The sequence below is a fragment of the Streptomyces sp. NBC_01635 genome (genome assembly GCF_045209715.1).
GTDB lineage: Bacteria > Actinomycetota > Actinomycetes > Streptomycetales > Streptomycetaceae > Streptomyces > Streptomyces hirsutus.
In genome coordinates this window covers 2,123,372-2,138,287 of the sequence record NZ_CP109277.1, presented here as the reverse complement: position 1 = coordinate 2,138,287, position 14,916 = coordinate 2,123,372, and the positions used below count along the sequence as shown (strand labels likewise).

The 14,916-nt window shown below is 72.0% G+C and carries 15 protein-coding genes; 8 read left to right on the top strand and 7 right to left on the bottom strand.

The genetic code is table 11. The annotated features are described in order from the left end of the window. Positions 1 to 142: 142 nt before the first annotated feature. Positions 143 to 571, bottom strand: coding sequence for a DUF3099 domain-containing protein (locus OHB56_RS10165; protein ID WP_326756952.1), 429 nt, complete (start codon positions 569 to 571; stop codon positions 143 to 145). A 276-nt stretch (positions 572 to 847) separates the two neighbouring features. On the opposite strand from OHB56_RS10165, the gene OHB56_RS10160 reads away from it, so the two are divergent. Next, positions 848 to 1,126: a GlsB/YeaQ/YmgE family stress response membrane protein gene (locus tag OHB56_RS10160; protein ID WP_326751954.1), complete on the top strand. Its 279-nt coding sequence runs from the start codon at positions 848 to 850 to the stop codon at positions 1,124 to 1,126. Positions 1,127 to 1,289: 163 nt separating this feature from the next. On the opposite strand, the gene tyrS is transcribed toward OHB56_RS10160, so the two are convergent. The 3 genes from tyrS to OHB56_RS10145 all read right to left on the bottom strand — a co-directional run bounded on the left by tyrS (position 1,290) and on the right by OHB56_RS10145 (position 5,568). Then, positions 1,290 to 2,558, bottom strand: a complete 1,269-nt coding sequence (gene tyrS, locus OHB56_RS10155) for a tyrosine--tRNA ligase (protein ID WP_406352772.1) — start codon at positions 2,556 to 2,558, stop codon at positions 1,290 to 1,292. A 77-nt stretch (positions 2,559 to 2,635) separates the two neighbouring features. Continuing rightward, positions 2,636 to 4,048 (bottom strand): metallopeptidase TldD-related protein, encoded by a 1,413-nt coding sequence (locus OHB56_RS10150; RefSeq protein ID WP_406352770.1) that lies wholly within the window; start codon positions 4,046 to 4,048, stop codon positions 2,636 to 2,638. Continuing rightward, positions 4,045 to 5,568: a TldD/PmbA family protein gene (locus OHB56_RS10145; protein ID WP_406352768.1), complete on the bottom strand. Its 1,524-nt coding sequence runs from the start codon at positions 5,566 to 5,568 to the stop codon at positions 4,045 to 4,047. Before OHB56_RS10145 ends, OHB56_RS10150 begins: the two co-directional genes overlap by 4 nt. Before the next feature lie 337 nt (positions 5,569 to 5,905). Between OHB56_RS10145 and fabG the strand changes: the two genes are divergently transcribed. The 3 genes from fabG to OHB56_RS10130 all read left to right on the top strand — a co-directional run bounded on the left by fabG (position 5,906) and on the right by OHB56_RS10130 (position 7,971). After that, the gene (gene fabG / locus OHB56_RS10140) at positions 5,906 to 6,625 is read left to right on the top strand and encodes a 3-oxoacyl-[acyl-carrier-protein] reductase (protein ID WP_055596371.1); all 720 of its coding nucleotides are present in this window, start codon (positions 5,906 to 5,908) and stop codon (positions 6,623 to 6,625) included. A gap of 5 nt (positions 6,626 to 6,630) precedes the next feature. Further along, entirely contained in the window at positions 6,631 to 7,398 is a 768-nt protein-coding gene (gene fabI, locus OHB56_RS10135) for an enoyl-ACP reductase FabI (protein ID WP_406352766.1), read from the top strand. 207 nt (positions 7,399 to 7,605) lie between these two features. Beyond that, entirely contained in the window at positions 7,606 to 7,971 is a 366-nt protein-coding gene (locus OHB56_RS10130) for a hypothetical protein (RefSeq protein WP_406358993.1), read from the top strand. Here the strand turns inward: OHB56_RS10130 and OHB56_RS10125 are convergent. Beyond that, complete coding sequence (locus OHB56_RS10125; RefSeq protein ID WP_406352764.1) at positions 7,949 to 8,641, bottom strand: FadR/GntR family transcriptional regulator; 693 nt, start codon at positions 8,639 to 8,641, stop codon at positions 7,949 to 7,951. The two genes, OHB56_RS10130 and OHB56_RS10125, sit on opposite strands and share 23 nt — an antisense overlap. Before the next feature lie 70 nt (positions 8,642 to 8,711). Here OHB56_RS10125 and OHB56_RS10120 point away from each other — a divergent pair, with 70 nt between their 5' ends. The 4 genes from OHB56_RS10120 (at position 8,712) to OHB56_RS10105 (ending at position 11,354) form a co-directional block, all read left to right on the top strand. Further along, a complete protein-coding gene (locus OHB56_RS10120) occupies positions 8,712 to 10,196 on the top strand; it encodes a CynX/NimT family MFS transporter (protein ID WP_406352762.1) in 1,485 nt (494 codons plus the stop codon). Positions 10,197 to 10,272: 76 nt separating this feature from the next. Further along, the gene (locus OHB56_RS10115; RefSeq protein ID WP_095534108.1) at positions 10,273 to 10,389 is read left to right on the top strand and encodes an SGM_5486 family transporter-associated protein; all 117 of its coding nucleotides are present in this window, start codon (positions 10,273 to 10,275) and stop codon (positions 10,387 to 10,389) included. Between the two features lie 175 nt (positions 10,390 to 10,564). Next, complete coding sequence (locus tag OHB56_RS10110) at positions 10,565 to 10,771, top strand: hypothetical protein (protein WP_055596367.1); 207 nt, start codon at positions 10,565 to 10,567, stop codon at positions 10,769 to 10,771. 64 nt (positions 10,772 to 10,835) lie between these two features. Next, complete coding sequence (locus tag OHB56_RS10105; protein WP_326751947.1) at positions 10,836 to 11,354, top strand: histidine phosphatase family protein; 519 nt, start codon at positions 10,836 to 10,838, stop codon at positions 11,352 to 11,354. Positions 11,355 to 11,525: 171 nt separating this feature from the next. Here OHB56_RS10105 and serB read toward each other — a convergent pair whose 3' ends face one another. Continuing rightward, a complete protein-coding gene (gene serB, locus OHB56_RS10100) occupies positions 11,526 to 12,734 on the bottom strand; it encodes a phosphoserine phosphatase SerB (protein WP_406352760.1) in 1,209 nt (402 codons plus the stop codon). A 133-nt stretch (positions 12,735 to 12,867) separates the two neighbouring features. Continuing rightward, on the bottom strand, positions 12,868 to 14,901 hold the full coding sequence (locus tag OHB56_RS10095; RefSeq protein WP_406352759.1) for a streptophobe family protein: 2,034 nt from the start codon (positions 14,899 to 14,901) through the stop codon (positions 12,868 to 12,870). Positions 14,902 to 14,916: the final 15 nt, after the last annotated feature.

Below are 14,916 nucleotides of genomic sequence, written 5' to 3'. Positions count from 1 at the left end.
GGAGCTGCCCGGCGTCGGTCCGTCGCTCCGACGGGGGATGCGGAGCGCGTACGAAGTATGTCACGGGTCACCCTGCCCCCGGCACCGGAACAACATGATTGATCTGAGCTTTTCTTGAGCTTGGCGGGTTAACGTCTTCCGCTTACGGCCGGTCATGGTCATGTCCCGAAGGCCATGACGGCTCGGGCCGCTCCGTTCGTGCGCCGGGTGTGGGCTCGGGCGTCACATCTTCCGTCCCGGATTCCGCCGGACCGTCATTCGTCCGTGAAGATGTGATCATCGGCCGCATCTGCGGCGTCAGATGAGTCGACGGCAGTGACGGCGCGTTTTCGCGCCCGGCGTTGGCGATCACCACCGCGATGTACGGCAGCAGCATGCCGAGAGCCAGCGCCACGATCGCGACGTGCCGTTCCACGTTCCAGAGGGTGGCCGCGAGGACGACCGAAATCGTACGAACGATCATCGAGATCACGTACCGGCGCTGCCGCCCGCGCACGTCCTCCTGAAGACCCGTTCTGGCGCCGGTGATCCGGAACACCTGGACGCCGCCGTTGCCATGCTGCTTCCGCATCGCATTCCACCATCCGCCCGAATCGGACTCTCCCTGCCTCCGACCGTCCTGCGCCGGCCGGGACTCGGGCCCACACAGCACCACGTTACGCCGCACCCCCCAGCGCCCACGAAGCCGGGTCGCCCGGCCCGTGTCCCCGTCCGCGCCCCGGGCCCGTACCCCGCTGCGCCCGCCCCGCCTGCGCCGCAGTCCGTACGGCACGGCCGACATGCGGCGTAACGGGTCCGGGCCGACACTGGCCGTAATGCTCGCGTCAAGGTGTACCAGGAGGCAGTCATGGGCTGGTTGTGGGCGATCATCGTGGGATTCGTGCTCGGTCTGATCGCGAAGGCGATCATCCCGGGGAAGCAGCACAGTCCACTGTGGCTGACCACCATCTGCGGCATCCTCGGCGCCCTCGCGGGCAACGCCATCGCGCGCGGCTTCGGCGTCGAGGCGACATCGGGCATCGACTGGCTCCGGCACATCTTCCAGGTGGTGGCGGCCGTCATCATCGTCTTCCTCGTCGACATGCTGTATGTGCAGATGAAGGGCAGGCGCACCCAGCGGACCTGACGCACGCCGAGCACGGCGGCGGGCACGGCGGGTACGACGCGCCGGGCCCCGGAGACGCGACGACGGGGGCGGCCTCCGGAAACGTGGGGCACCCCACAGTCCACCGGAGGCCGCCCCCGTCATGTCACGCGAGGACGTTCACGTGGTGCGCCGAGCGGTGTGCTCAGGCGGTCGTGACCTCCACCGCCGCGAGGTTCTTCTTGCCCCGGCGCAGCACCAGCCAGCGGCCGTGCAGCAGCTCCTCCTTCGCGGGGACGGCGTCCTCGGCGGTGACCTTGACGTTGTTCACGTAGGCACCGCCCTCCTTCACCGTGCGCCGCGCGGCCGACTTGCTGGGTACCAGGCCGACCTCGGCGAACAGGTCGACGACCGGGCCGAGTTCGGCGACCCGGACATGCGGCACCTCCGAGAGGGCCGCCGTCAGCGTCCGCTCGTCCAGCTCCGCCAGCTCGCCCTGGCCGAACAGCGCCTTCGACGCGGCGATCACGGCGGCCGTCTGACCGGCGCCGTGCACCAGCGTGGTCAGCTCCTCCGCCAGGGCGCGCTGCGCCGCGCGCGCCTGCGGGCGCTCCGCCGTCTGCTGCTCCAGCGCCTCCAGCTCCTCGCGGGACCTGAAGGACAGGATGCGCAGGTAGGTCGAGATGTCCCGGTCGTCCACGTTCAGCCAGAACTGGTAGAACGCGTACGGCGTGGTCATCTCCGGGTCGAGCCAGACGGCGCCGCCCTCGGTCTTGCCGAACTTGGTGCCGTCCGCCTTCGTCATCAGCGGCGTCGCCAGCGCGTGCGCCTCGGCGTCCGGCTCCAGGCGGTGGATCAGGTCGAGCCCGGCCGTGAGGTTGCCCCACTGGTCGCTGCCGCCCTGCTGGAGCGTGCAGCCGTAGCGCCGGTACAGCTGGAGGAAGTCCATGCCCTGCAGGAGCTGGTAGCTGAACTCCGTGTAGCTGATGCCCTCGGAGGACTCCAGCCGCCGTGCGACGGAGTCCTTCGTCAGCATCTTGTTGACGCGGAAGTACTTGCCGATGTCCCGCAGGAACTCGATCGCGGACAGGTTCTGCGTCCAGTCGAGGTTGTTGACCATCGTGGCCGCGTTCTCGCCCTCGAAGGACAGGAACGGCTCGATCTGGCCACGCAGCCGGTCCACCCAGCCGGACACCGTCTCCGGGTCGTTCAGCGTGCGCTCCGCCGTCGGGCGGGGGTCGCCGATCTGGCCCGTGGCGCCGCCCACCAGCGCCAGCGGCCGGAGTCCGGCCCGCTGGAGCCGGCGCATCGTGAGCACCTGCACCAGATGTCCGACGTGCAGGGACGGCGCGGTCGGGTCGAAGCCGCAATAGAACGTGACAGGACCGTCCGCGATCGCCTTGCGCAAGGCGTCCTCGTCGGTGGACTGGGCGAACAGCCCGCGCCACTTCAGCTCGTCGACGATGTCCGTCACGGTTCTCGCGTCTCCTCGGTGCTTCTTCGGTTCGTTGCCGTCCGGGCAGTCGGGTGACGGCCCGGACAGCAACGAGGTTATACGCCCCGGCTGACAGAACTCATATTGAAATCGGGGACCCGCAGCGCGGGCATCGCGGCCCTGGTGAACCAGTCGCCCCACTCCCTGGGCAGCGTCTTCTCCGTACGCCCTGCCTCGGTGGCCCGGCCCAGCAGGTCCACCGGCGACTCGTTGAACCGGAAGTTGTTGACCTCGCCGACGACCTCGCCGTTCTCGACGAGGTAGACACCGTCCCGGGTCAGACCGGTGAGCAGCAGGGTCGCCGGGTCGACCTCGCGGATGTACCACAGGCAGGTCAGCAGCAGGCAGGGCTCACCATGACCCGTGGCCGCGACCATCTCCTCCAGGGAGCGGTCGCCGCCGCCGTCCAGGATCAGGTTGTCGATCGCCGGCGCCACCGGCAGCCCGCTGAGGGCCGCGCTGTGCCTGCTGGTGGTCAGCCGGTTCAGCTCGCCCTCCCGCACCCAGTCGGTGGGCGCCAGCGGCAGCCCGTTGTCGAACACCGACCGGTCGCCCCCGGAGGAGTGCGCGATCACGAACGGGGCCGACTCCAGGCCCGGCTCGTTCGGGTCGCTGCGCAGGTTCAGCGGCAGTCCGGTCAGCCGCTCGCCGGCCCGGGTGCCGCCGCCGGGCTTGGAGAACACCGTGCGGCCCTCGGCCGCGTCCCGGCCGGAGGCCGACCACAGCTGGTAGATCAGCAGGTCCGCGACGGCGGTAGGCGGCAGCAGCGTCTCGTACCGGCCGGCGGGCAGCTCGAGCCGCCGCTCGGCCCAGCCCAGCCGCACCGCCAGCTCGGCGTCGAGCGCCGCGGGGTCGACGTCCTTGAAGTCCCGTGTGGAGCGGCCCGCCCACGCCGAGCGGGTACGGTCCGGCGACTTGGCGTTGAGCTCCAGCGTCCCGTTGGGCTGGTCGTGCCGCAGCCGCAGGCCCGTGGACGTGCCGAGATAGCTGGACACCAGTTCGTGGTTGGCGAAGCCGTACAGCTCCCGGCCGCCGACGCGCGCGCGTGCGAACGCCTCCCCGAGCGCCGGAGCGAAGTCGGCGAACACGGCGGACGAGGTCTCCGCGGGCGCCTCGGTGAACTCGGGAGACTCAGTCGTCCCCGCTACTCCCGTGACCAGCGGCTGGGCGTCCTCGGCGGGACCGGCACCCCGCGCGGCGGCCTCGGCGGCCCGCACCAGGGGCTCCAGCTCGTCGACGGTCACCGCCGACCGGGACACCACACCGGACGCGGTGCCCTCCACGCCGTCCACGGTGGCGATGACGGTGAGCGTGCGCCCGCGCGTGACGCCGTTCGTGGTGAGCGAGTTTCCCGCCCAGCGCAGATTGGCGGTCGACTGCTCGTCGGCGATCACGACACAGCCGTCGGCCCGGGACAGGGCGAGAGCGCGCTCGACGCTCTCGTACGGCTTGGTGGTGCGCGCGCTCATCGACCCGCCTCCTGCGTGGTGTTCAGAATGTTGACGCCCTTGAAGAGGGCGGACGGGCAGCCGTGCGAGACCGCCGCGATCTGTCCCGGCTGGGCCTTGCCGCAGTTGAAGGCGCCCCCGAGGACATACGTCTGCGGGCCGCCGACCGCCGTCATGGAACCCCAGAAGTCGGTGGTCGTGGCCTGGTAGGCGACGTCCCGCAGCTGCCCCGTGAGCCGCCCGTTCTCGATCCGGTAGAAGCGCTGCCCGGTGAACTGGAAGTTGTACCGCTGCATGTCGATGCTCCACGACCGGTCGCCGACGACATAGACGCCCCGGTCCACGCCCCCGATCAGATCCTCGGTCGACATCCCGGCCGGATCCGGCCGCAGCGACACATTGGCCATGCGCTGCACCGGCACATGCCCGGGGGAATCCGCGAACGCGCACCCGTTGGACCGCTCGAACCCGGTCAGCCGCGCGATCCGCCGGTCCAGCTGGTAGCCGACCAGCGTGCCGTCCTTCACCAGGTCCCAGGACTGCGCCTCGACGCCCTCGTCGTCGTACCCGACGGTCGCCAGGCCGTGCTCGGCGGTGCGGTCGCCGGTGACGTTCATCAGCTCCGAGCCGTACTTCAGCTTCCCCAGCTGGTCGAAGGTGGCGAACGAGGTGCCCGCGTAGGCCGCCTCGTAGCCGAGGGCCCGGTCCAGTTCGGTGGCGTGCCCGATGGACTCGTGGATGGTCAGCCACAGGTTGGACGGGTCCACGACCAGGTCGTACAGGCCCGGCTCGACACTTGGCGCGCGCATCTTCTCGGCCAGCAGCCCGGGAATCCGCTCCAGCTCGTCGTCCCAGTCCCAGCCGGTGCCCGTCAGGTACTCCCAGCCGCGCCCGACGGGCGGTGCGAGGGTGCGCATGGAGTCGAACTCACCGCTCGACTCGTCGACGGACACGGCCGTGAACACGGGGTGCAGCCGCACCCGCTGCTGCGTGGTGACGGTCCCCGCGGTGTCCGCGTAGAACTTGTTCTCGTGCACGGTGAGCAGCGAGGCGTCCACATGGTCCACCCCGCGCGCCGCCAGCAGCCGCGCGCTCCACTCGGCCAGCAGCCCGGCCTTCTCCCCGGCGGGCACGTCGAACGGATCGATCCCGTACGACGACACCCAGGTCCGCTCGGCATGCACCGGCTCGTCCGCGAGCTCCACCCGCTCCTTCGACCCCGCCGCCCTGATCACCTGGGCGGACAGTTTCGCCATCGCCACGGCCTGCGACGCGACCTTGGCGGCGGCGTCCGGGGTGAGATCCACGCCGGACGCGAAACCCCACGTCCCGCCGTGCACCACGCGCACCGCGTACCCCAGGTCGGTGGTGTCCGACGAGCCGGCCGGCTTGGCGTCCCGCAGCCGCCAGGACGCGTCGCGCACCCGCTCCAGCCGGAAATCCGCGTGCTCCGCCCCGAGCGCCCGCGCCCGCGCGAGCGCCGCGTCGGCGAGGGGGCGCAGGGGCAGCGCCAGGAACGTCTGATCAACTTCGTGGGGCACGAGTGGGGATTCCCTTCGAACGCTCGCTGACGGACCGTCGAGGGCAGTGAATCATGCCGCGCCTCCGGGTCCCCCGCGTTTTCCCGCGCTCGTTCCGGCCGCCTGCACCCCGGCGAACGGCACGGCGCGTGGCGCGGCACGGCAGTGGGGTGACGCGGACCGGGACCCGGGCCGTTTCTGTAGGGATCCGACAGTGAGTCCCATCGGCCACTGTCGGTGCCCGAATGTCCTCCGGTGCGCCCGGACCGATAGGTTTTCGGTGAAGCCGCCTGCCGTCGCCGCCTGTCATTCAGGTGTTCGGGCGGGGGAACCAGACCGCTATCGAAAGGGTGATCCGTTGAGCCGCTCGGTTCTCGTCACCGGAGGCAACCGGGGCATCGGCCTCGCCATCGCCCGCGCGTTCGCCGACGCCGGTGACAAGGTCGCCATCACGTACCGCTCGGGTGAGCCGCCGGCCGCCCTCACGGAGTTGGGCTGCCTCGCCGTCAAGTGCGACATCACCGACTCCGAGCAGGTGGAGCAGGCCTACAAGGAGATCGAGGCCCAGCACGGCCCGGTCGAGGTGCTCGTGGCCAACGCCGGCATCACCAAGGACCAGCTCCTGATGCGCATGTCCGAGGAGGACTTCACCTCGGTCGTCGACACCAACCTCACCGGCACCTTCCGGATCGTCAAGCGCGCCAACCGCGCCATGCTGCGCGCCAGGAAGGGCCGGGTCGTCCTGATCTCCTCGGTGGTGGGCCTGGCCGGCCAGGCGGGACAGGCGAACTACGCCGCGTCCAAGGCCGGCCTGGTCGGCTTCGCGCGCTCCCTCGCCCGTGAGCTGGGCTCGCGCAACATCACCTTCAACGTCGTCGCGCCCGGCTTCGTCGACACCGACATGACCAAGGTGCTCACCGACGAACAGCGGGCGGGCATCGTGGCGCAGGTGCCGCTCGGCCGGTACGCGCAGCCCGAGGAGATCGCCGCCGCGGTGCGGTTCCTCGCCTCGGACGACGCCTCGTACATCACTGGAGCCGTCATTCCCGTTGACGGCGGACTGGGAATGGGTCACTGAACATCATGAGCGGAATTCTCGAGGGCAAGCGCGTCCTGATCACCGGTGTGCTGACGGAGTCCTCCATCGCCTTCCACACCGCCAAGCTGGCACAGGAGCAGGGCGCCGAGATCATCCTGACCGCGTTCCCGCGGCCCACGTTGACCGAGCGCATCGCCAAGAAGCTCCCCAAGCCCGCCAAGGTCATCGAGCTCGACGTGACCAATGAGGAGCACTTGGGCCGGCTGGCCGACATCGTGGGCGAGGAGCTCGGCGGCCTCGACGGCGTCGTGCACTCCATCGGCTTCGCGCCGCAGGACGCGCTCGGCGGCAACTTCCTGAACACGCCGTTCGAGTCGGTCTCCACGGCCATGCACGTCTCGGCGTTCTCCCTGAAGTCGCTGACCATGGCCTGCCTGCCGCTGATGCAGAACGGCGGCTCCGTCGTCGGCCTCACCTTCGACGCGCAGTACGCCTGGCCGCAGTACGACTGGATGGGCCCCGCCAAGGCCGCCCTGGAGGCGACCAGCCGCTACATGGCCCGTGACCTGGGCAAGCAGAACATCCGCTGCAACCTCATCTCGGCGGGCCCGCTCGGTTCCATGGCCGCCAAGTCCATCCCGGGCTTCGGCGAGCTGGCCTCCGTCTGGGACACCCGTGCCCCGCTGGAGTGGGACCTGAAGGACCCCGAGCCGGCCGGCCGCGGTGTCGTCGCCCTGCTGAGCGACTGGTTCCCGAAGACCACGGGCGAGATCGTCCACGTGGACGGCGGACTGCACGCCATCGGCGCCTGAGCCCCGGCCGGGTTCCGCCCGCAGTGGCCTTCGAGGGCCCGCACCCGTGAGGGTGCGGGCCCTCGGCCGTGTCACCCGATCGGCTCAGCAGGGCAGGCGGGGCCCGGCGTCGGCGGGGGACCGTGGAGTACGTGTTCGTCGCGTGATCCCCCTCCCTCCCAGCACGGCCGAGGAGGTCCCCTTGTGCGCTTCTACCGCCTGGCTTCGATGACCGTCGCCGTCGCTGCCGGTGTCGGCCTCGTGCCGATCCTGCCGTACGAGGCGATGCCGTACGAGGCGATGCCGCACGCGCGCGTGCACCCCGCCGACGCGGGATCGGACGCCGCGGCGTCCGACGATCCCTTCGGAGCCGCCTGCCGGATCGGGGTCGACGGGTCCTGGGTGACCGCGTACTGCCACAACCCGTACCCGGGCATCGACCACGTGCGCCTGCACATCGAATGCGTCCGATGGTGGGACCTCGACAGCGACAGTGCCCCGGTGGCCGCCGGGCCCGCGCAGACCGTGCGGCTCGCCGGACGCTGCTGGAAGGAGGTCGGGACGGCGTGGATCAGCCACCGGAAGGCGGGCTGACGCGTCCCGGACGGCACACGAGCGGATAGGCGGCGGCCTCCTCGGCCGCCGTCGCCGCGTCACCCGCGCGGATCGCGTCCAGCAGCCGCGAGTGGTCCATGTGCGTCCGGGGGGTCAGCTCCTGGCCCACGTCGTCGCGCAGCCAGTCCCGCAGGACCTCGCTCAGGTCCGCGTACAGCGCGGTCAGCACGTCGTTGTGCGACGCGGCCACGACGGCGAGGTGGAAGGTGGTGTCCGCCGCCACGAAGGATTCCGCCTCACCCGACTGCCAGGCCTCCTCGCGGCGCAGCAGCAGCGTGTCGAGCTGCTTGAGGTCTCTCTCGGTGCGCCGCCGGGCGGCCAGCCGCGCCGCGGACGCCTCCAGGGTGGAGCGCAGTTCCGCGATGTGCCCGGGGTCGGCGTCGGCGAAGCGCCGGTGCATCACACCCGCCAGCTCACTCGTGGCGACGACATACGTGCCCGAGCCCTGGCGAATGTCCAGCAGCCCGTTGTGCGCCAGCGCGCGGACGGCCTCGCGGACCGTGTTACGGGCCACCCCCAGCTGTTCGACCAGCTCCGGCTCGGTCGGAATGCGGGAGCCGACCGGCCACTCGCCCGAGGTGATCTGGGCGCGCAGCGCGGCGATGACCTGCTCGGACAGCGCGGAACGACGGGGATGACTCAGGGGCATGACACACCTTCGCACGACGGAGGCGTCGGACGGCGCTCCAGGCGTGGACAACCAATCATCCTATGATTCTATGATGGGTCTCATGGCTGGCGAGGAATCCCGGACGGTCGCGTCCACGACCACGTGCGCGGCGGCTCCGGCGTCCGACGGAACGGAGACCCGTGAGGGGCCCGCCGGGGGTACCGACGGACCGGAGCCTGGTCACCGGGAGGCCGGGGGCCCGGAGGTCGGTGACCGAGGAGCCGGACGATCCGGCACGCGCGCGTGGACGGTGCGGCTGCTCGTCGTCGGCATCGTGCTGGCGGCGCTGAACCTCCGACCCGCCATCGTCAGCCTCGGCGCGCTGCTCGAGGAGGTCCGCACCGGGCTCGGTATGAGCGGCACCGTGGCCGGACTGCTCACCTCACTGCCCTCGCTGTGCTTCGCCGTCTTCGGCGTCACCGCCCCACGGCTGGCCCGCCGCTTCGGCCCGGGTGCGGTGGTGTGCGCCGGCATGACCGCCATCGGCGCCGGTCTGCTGATACGCCCGTTCACGGGGAGCACGGCGGGCTTCCTCGCGGTCAGCGCCCTCCCGCTCATGGGCATCGCCGTCAGCAACGTCCTGATGCCGGTCATCGTCAAGCAGTGGTTCCCGGACCGGGTCGGCTCCATGACCGGCCTGTACTCCATGGCCCTCGCCCTCGGCACGGCCCTGGCCGCGGCGGTGACCGTGCCGGTGACCGAGGCACTGGGCGGGAACTGGGAGTCGGGACTCGCCCTGTGGGCGGCGCTTGCCGCGGCCGCCGTACTGCCCTGGCTCCTGTTCCTGGGGGAGCGGGGCAGGGCACCGGCGGAGCGGACGCCCGCGCGGGAGCGGCACAGGGGAGAGCGGCGTACGCCGGGAGAGGGAAAGCCGGGAGAGGGAACGCCGGGGGAACGGGTGTCCGGCCGGCACCCGTCACGGGAGCAGGCGCCCGCACCCGGGCTGCGGATCACCCGCAGCCGGACCGCCTGGGCGCTGGCCGTCTTCTTCGGGCTCCAGGCAACCGCCGCCTACATCACCATGGGCTGGATGCCCCAGATCTTCCGGGATGCGGGCGTGCCCGCGAGCACGGCCGGGCTGTTGCTCGCGCTCATCATGGTGATGGGGGTGCCGCTCGCCTTCGTCATCCCGCGCGTCGCCGCGCGGCTGCCCCACCAGGGCCCGATCGTGGTCGTGCTCGGCGCGAGCGGGCTGGCCGGATACGCCGGGCTGTACTTCGCGCCCGCCGCCGGCGCCCTGGCCTGGGCGCTGCTGCTGGGCATCGCCAACTGCGCCTTCCCGCTCGCGCTCACCATGGTCGGGATGCGGGCGAGGTCCGGCGCGGGTGTGGCCAAGCTGTCGGCCTTCGCACAGAGCACCGGCTATCTGATCTCCCTCCCGGGCCCCCTCCTGGTGGGCGTCCTCTACCAGCACAGCGGCGGCTGGGGCCTGCCGCTGGCGCTCATGGCCGCCCTGCTGATCCCGCAGATGGTCGCGGGCGTGCTGGCGGGCCGTGCCCGCACGGTGGAGGAAGAGGCGGCGGCCGGCCGCTGAGCCCGCGGCCTCCCGGTTTTCCGACCCGCCCCGCCCCGGAGCGCGCCGGACCGATGGCGGGTGCGAGACTTGGCCCATGCCAGTCCTCGACCCGAACCCCCAGAACGGCCAGAAGAAGATGCTGCTCGTCTTCGGCGCGTTCTTCGCCATCTTCATCGTCATCGGTGTGATCGCGAGCATCCTGGCGCCGTGACACCCCCGCCGCCCCGGCCCGGGGCCCATGGTGGTGCTGGCACCCCTATCCCCTAGGGGGCCAGGCTCAGGGTCAAGTAGGTGGGTCACCGGATGGGTTGGGAGCCCGGAAGTACATACCTTCGAGATGTGACCGCGAGACGCGGCCACGGACCACTCGAAGAGCGGAGGCCCCCATGTCGGCGCGCACGCACACCCGGCCCCACCCGGCTCCCCGGGGCGGCGTCGACCTCCGGCTGCCGTGGTGGGCCCTCGCCCTGCCCGCACTCGCCTTCGTCGCGCTGCTCACCCTGCTCCTGAACCCCGCGGACGCGCACGCGGCGACCGCCGAGCCCGGGATCACCCACCTCATCGAGCGGGCACAGCAGCTCATAGCCCGCTGAGCACCCTGGAAGTGGCCGTCAACTACCTGCGCCCCATGGCCTGTTTCGTGCGAAGCTGGGTCACATGAGCGTCGCAGAACCCCGCAGGATTGTCCTTTTCCGGCATGCGAAGGCCGACTGGCCACCGGTGGCCGACCACGAGCGCCCGCTCGCCGAGCGCGGCAGGACGGACGCCGCAGTCGCCGGACGCAAGCTCGCCGACTCCGCCATCGCCTTCGATCTGGCCCTGTGCTCCACCTCGACCCGGACCCGGGAGACGTGGAAAATCGCGGTGCACGAGTTCCCACAGCGCCCGAAGACGGTGTACGAGGAGCGGATCTACGAGGCCTCGCCCGGCGAGCTGATCGCCCTGCTGAACGAAACCCCGGACGACGCGCAGAACGTGCTCCTGGTCGGCCACAACCCCGGGGTCCAGGCGGTCGCCGAGATCCTCGCCGGATCGGCCGAGGGGGACGCGGGCGAGCGGATGAGCCGCCGCGGCTATCCGGCAGCCGCTTTCGCCGTGCTGTCCTTCACCGGCTCCTGGAAGTCCCTGGAGCCGGGCGTCGCCACCCTGCTCGACTACTGGGCTCCCAGCGAGTGACCCGCACGGCATGACGGCGGGGCCGGGCACCGACGGCTATGGACCAGGTGCCGGGCCCCCTCCCGGCAAGGGCGCCGGCGGCCGGGAACAAGGCGGCCGCGAACAGGAAGGCCGTGGCCCGGACGGACCGGGTGCGGTGCGGCCGGTGGGCCCGAGAGTCCTCCGTACGGCTCAGTCCAGATCGAGAATGTCCGCCGCCTCGACCTCTTCGCGCGTGATGCCCAGCAGATACAGGACCGTGTCCAGGAAGGGGAAGTTCACGGCCGTGTGGGCGGCCTGACGTACCACCGGCTTGGCGTTGAAGGCGACACCGAGACCCGCCGCGTTGAGCATGTCCAGGTCATTCGCGCCGTCGCCGATCGCCACGGTCTGCGACAACGGAACCCCCGCTTCGGCGGCGAACCGGCGCAGCAGCCGCGCCTTGCCCGCCCGGTCCACGATCTCGCCCGTGACCCTGCCGGTCAGCTTCCCGTCGACGATCTCCAGCGTGTTGGCGTGGGCGAAGTCCAGCGCGAGCTGTTCCTTCAGATCGTCCGTGACCTGGGTGAACCCCCCGGAGACCACACCCACCTGGTAACCGAGCCGCTTCAGCGTGCGGATCAGGGTACGGGCGCCCGGCGTCAGCCGTACCTCGTTGCGCACCTTGTCCACCACGGAGGCGTCCAGTCCCGCCAGCAGCCGCACGCGTGCGTGCAGCGACTGCTCGAAGTCCAGTTCCCCGCGCATCGCCGCCTCGGTCACCTCGGCGACCTTGTCCTGGCACCCGGCATGGGCGGCGAAGAGCTCGATCACCTCGTCCTGGATGAGTGTGGAGTCCACATCCATGACGACCAGGCGCTGAGCGCGCCGGTGCAGTCCGGCCGCCACGACGGCGATATCGACGCCGAGCTTCGCCGCATCGGTCACCAGGGCGGTGCGCAGCGGCTCCGTCTCCGTGCCGGACACCGCGAACTCCACCGCGGTCACCGGGTACTTGGCGAGCCGGAAGACACGGTCGATGTTGGCGCCGGACCGGGTGATCCGCGCGGCGATCGCCGCCGCCGTCTCGGCGGTGAGCGGGTGGCCCAGCACGGTGACCAGGGAACGGCCGAGCCCGCGAGGGCGGTTGTCGCCGATGCCGGAGATGATCTCCGCCTGCAGTTTCATGGACTCCGCCCAGCTGTGGACGGTCGCCCGCAGATTGCCCTCCAGGCCCTGCGCCGGCTCGGTCACGAGCGCGCACAGCACGATGCGGCCACGGGTGACGACCTGCTCGATGTCGACCACATCGACGGAGTAGGCGGCGAGGGTGTCGAAGAGACCGGCTGTGATGCCCGGCCTGTCCTTGCCGAAGATCTTGACGAGGAGTGTGGGAACGTCCGAGGTCTGCGATGCACTCATGGTGTTCCCACCGTATCCGGCACGCAGTGCCCCGCGCGCCCGAGGTCCGTCTGGCGGACAGCGAACTCTCGGTGTCACCGAGGTGTCCCGGACCTTACGTGCCCCGGGTGCGGCTTCCCTCACCCGGCCTTTCTCACCGCCCGCCGCCGGGCCCGCGCGGCGGCGGGGGAGGAGGCGGCGGGGGCGGCGGACCCTCGTCCGGCCACAACGGCGGCCGCCTCCCGGCCGACGGCCCGGCACCGCCCCCGGACCGCCCGCCCCCGGGCCGGCCACGCGGAGGCGGTTCGACGGGACGGATCACGGTAGGAGCGTCGGAGATGTCGTCGCCCGGCCCGCCCTCGCCCGGTTCGCCCGGACCGCCGCCGTCCCGGGGAGGCTCGTCCGCCGTTCGGCCGGGCGGCCGTGTGTCACCGAGTGCCGGTGGCGGGCCGGGCCGCTGCCGCCCCTCCTCGGGCGGGCGGGCGTCCTTGGGCCCCCACAGCTCCTCGGGCACGGTCAGATACGGGTTGGTGTCCGGATTCGGGGGCCGATACGGCACCCCCGGCGCATACGGCCCGGCTCCCGCCCCGGCCGACGGCCCGCCCTCCGTAGGGCCGAAGGCCCCGGCACCCCGTACGGCCCCCGTACTGCCGGCACCCGCCGCGCCCGCCGCGCCCTTCCCGGCCCGGAGATCTTCCGGGGCTGAGGCCGCCGCTCGGGCCAACGGCGCCGCCCGCCGTCCCGCGGCCCCGCTCGCCCACGCCAGCAGCGCCCCCGTGGCACCCGCGCCCGCACCCCAGACGGCGCCCATGAGCAGCGCCATGCCGAGGCTCCCGCGCAACTCGATGCCCGCCCCGAACACGTCGAAGCCGAGCACGGACAGCGAGGCGTTCACCGACACCTCCGTCAGCCGGGCCAGCAGAGGCAGGGCCCATGCCGTCGCGACCCCCAGCCGCAGCGCACACCGCCAGGCGAACCCCGCGGCACCCCCTTCCCGTACGGCACCCGCACCACCGATGCCGCGCGCACCCGGCACCCCGCCACCCGGTTCGCCCGGATCGGTCGTCGCCCCCAGCGGTGTCCGTACCGCTACCAGCACACCGGCCAGCAGCATCATCACCGCGGCCGCCACCCCCAGCAGCCACACCCGTCCGTCGAGCTCGGCCAGCCGGGTCAGCGTGACCGGCCGGCCGGACCCCCCGCGCAGCAGGTCGTCCACGGGGTGCGGCAGAACACCGAGCAGCACACCCGTCGCCCGCCCGTCCCAGGGCACGAACAGCCCGATCGGGAGGCCGAGCCACGCCCCGTTCGGCGCGCCCAGCAGAGCCGCCCCGGCGATCCGCCGGGGGTGCTCGTCGTCGATCGCCGCGTACCCCGCCGCCGTGAGCCCCGCCGCCACCGCCACCAACCCCACCATGACCAGGGCGGACACGGCAGGCCGTACGGCCCGGTGCACGGCGTCCCAGCCGCGTGGCAGCGGAGTGCGCCGGGACGCCAGCAACGCGACGGCCAGGACGCAGACCGACCAGCCCAGGCCGCCGAGCAGGGTCGGCACCGTGTCGACGGTGAACCCGACCGTCGCCCGGGCCTCGACGAGGTCGCCGATCCGGTCCGGCAGCAGTCCCTCGAGGTCCCCGAGGTCGCCCAGCCCCGGAATCTCCAGTCCGCCGCCTCCACCGCCCGGCAGGTCGGCCGGCCCCAGCGCGCCCCCGTCGATCGTCACGACGTCGTGGCCCGCCCACACCAGCCCGCCCGACATGCCCACGAAGAGCGCTGCGACCGTGCCCGCGCGGGCGACGAGCTCGGCCGGTGACAACAGGGCGTCCGCGGCCCGCAGGGACCGTAGGAAGAAATACGACAGCAGAAGCGCACCGACCAGACTCACCCCCAGTGGCGTGATCTCGACGGCCGTGCTCGCCTCCGCGCCCGACAGCCCGAACGCCGACACGTCGCCGGACGGGGTGACCGAGCCGCCGGCCGCCAGCGCCACCACCGCGGCCGTCATCGGCCCCAGCGAACCCGCCGAGTCCGCGTCCAGCAGGTGCAGCCCGAGCGCCGCCGTCCCCGCCATTCCGATCAGCGCCCAGCTCACCGCGGCGACCGCGGACATCACGACGTCCGCCCACGGCACGCGCGTGCCGTGCTCCGTGGTGCCGACGCCCGTGGCAGCACTCGTGGCACCACTCATGGCAGACCCCCCGAT

Bases quoted from the DNA above. Each gene is read 5' to 3' on its own strand.
- OHB56_RS10150 (WP_406352770.1), bottom strand. From the start codon at position 4,048: ATGAGCGCGCGCACCACCAAGCCGTACGAGAGCGTCGAGCGCGCTCTC.
- OHB56_RS10095 (WP_406352759.1), bottom strand. From the start codon at position 14,901: ATGAGTGGTGCCACGAGTGCTGCCACGGGCGTCGGCACCACGGAGCAC.
- OHB56_RS10115 (WP_095534108.1), top strand. From the start codon at position 10,273: ATGCCAGTCCTCGACCCGAACCCCCAGAACGGCCAGAAGAAGATGCTG.
- OHB56_RS10105 (WP_326751947.1), top strand. From the start codon at position 10,836: ATGAGCGTCGCAGAACCCCGCAGGATTGTCCTTTTCCGGCATGCGAAG.
- OHB56_RS10120 (WP_406352762.1), top strand. From the start codon at position 8,712: ATGATGGGTCTCATGGCTGGCGAGGAATCCCGGACGGTCGCGTCCACG.
- serB (WP_406352760.1), bottom strand. From the start codon at position 12,734: ATGAGTGCATCGCAGACCTCGGACGTTCCCACACTCCTCGTCAAGATC.
- OHB56_RS10110 (WP_055596367.1), top strand. From the start codon at position 10,565: ATGTCGGCGCGCACGCACACCCGGCCCCACCCGGCTCCCCGGGGCGGC.
- OHB56_RS10130 (WP_406358993.1), top strand. From the start codon at position 7,606: ATGACCGTCGCCGTCGCTGCCGGTGTCGGCCTCGTGCCGATCCTGCCG.
- OHB56_RS10125 (WP_406352764.1), bottom strand. From the start codon at position 8,641: ATGCCCCTGAGTCATCCCCGTCGTTCCGCGCTGTCCGAGCAGGTCATC.
- OHB56_RS10160 (WP_326751954.1), top strand. From the start codon at position 848: ATGGGCTGGTTGTGGGCGATCATCGTGGGATTCGTGCTCGGTCTGATC.
- OHB56_RS10165 (WP_326756952.1), bottom strand. From the start codon at position 571: ATGCGGAAGCAGCATGGCAACGGCGGCGTCCAGGTGTTCCGGATCACC.
- fabI (WP_406352766.1), top strand. From the start codon at position 6,631: ATGAGCGGAATTCTCGAGGGCAAGCGCGTCCTGATCACCGGTGTGCTG.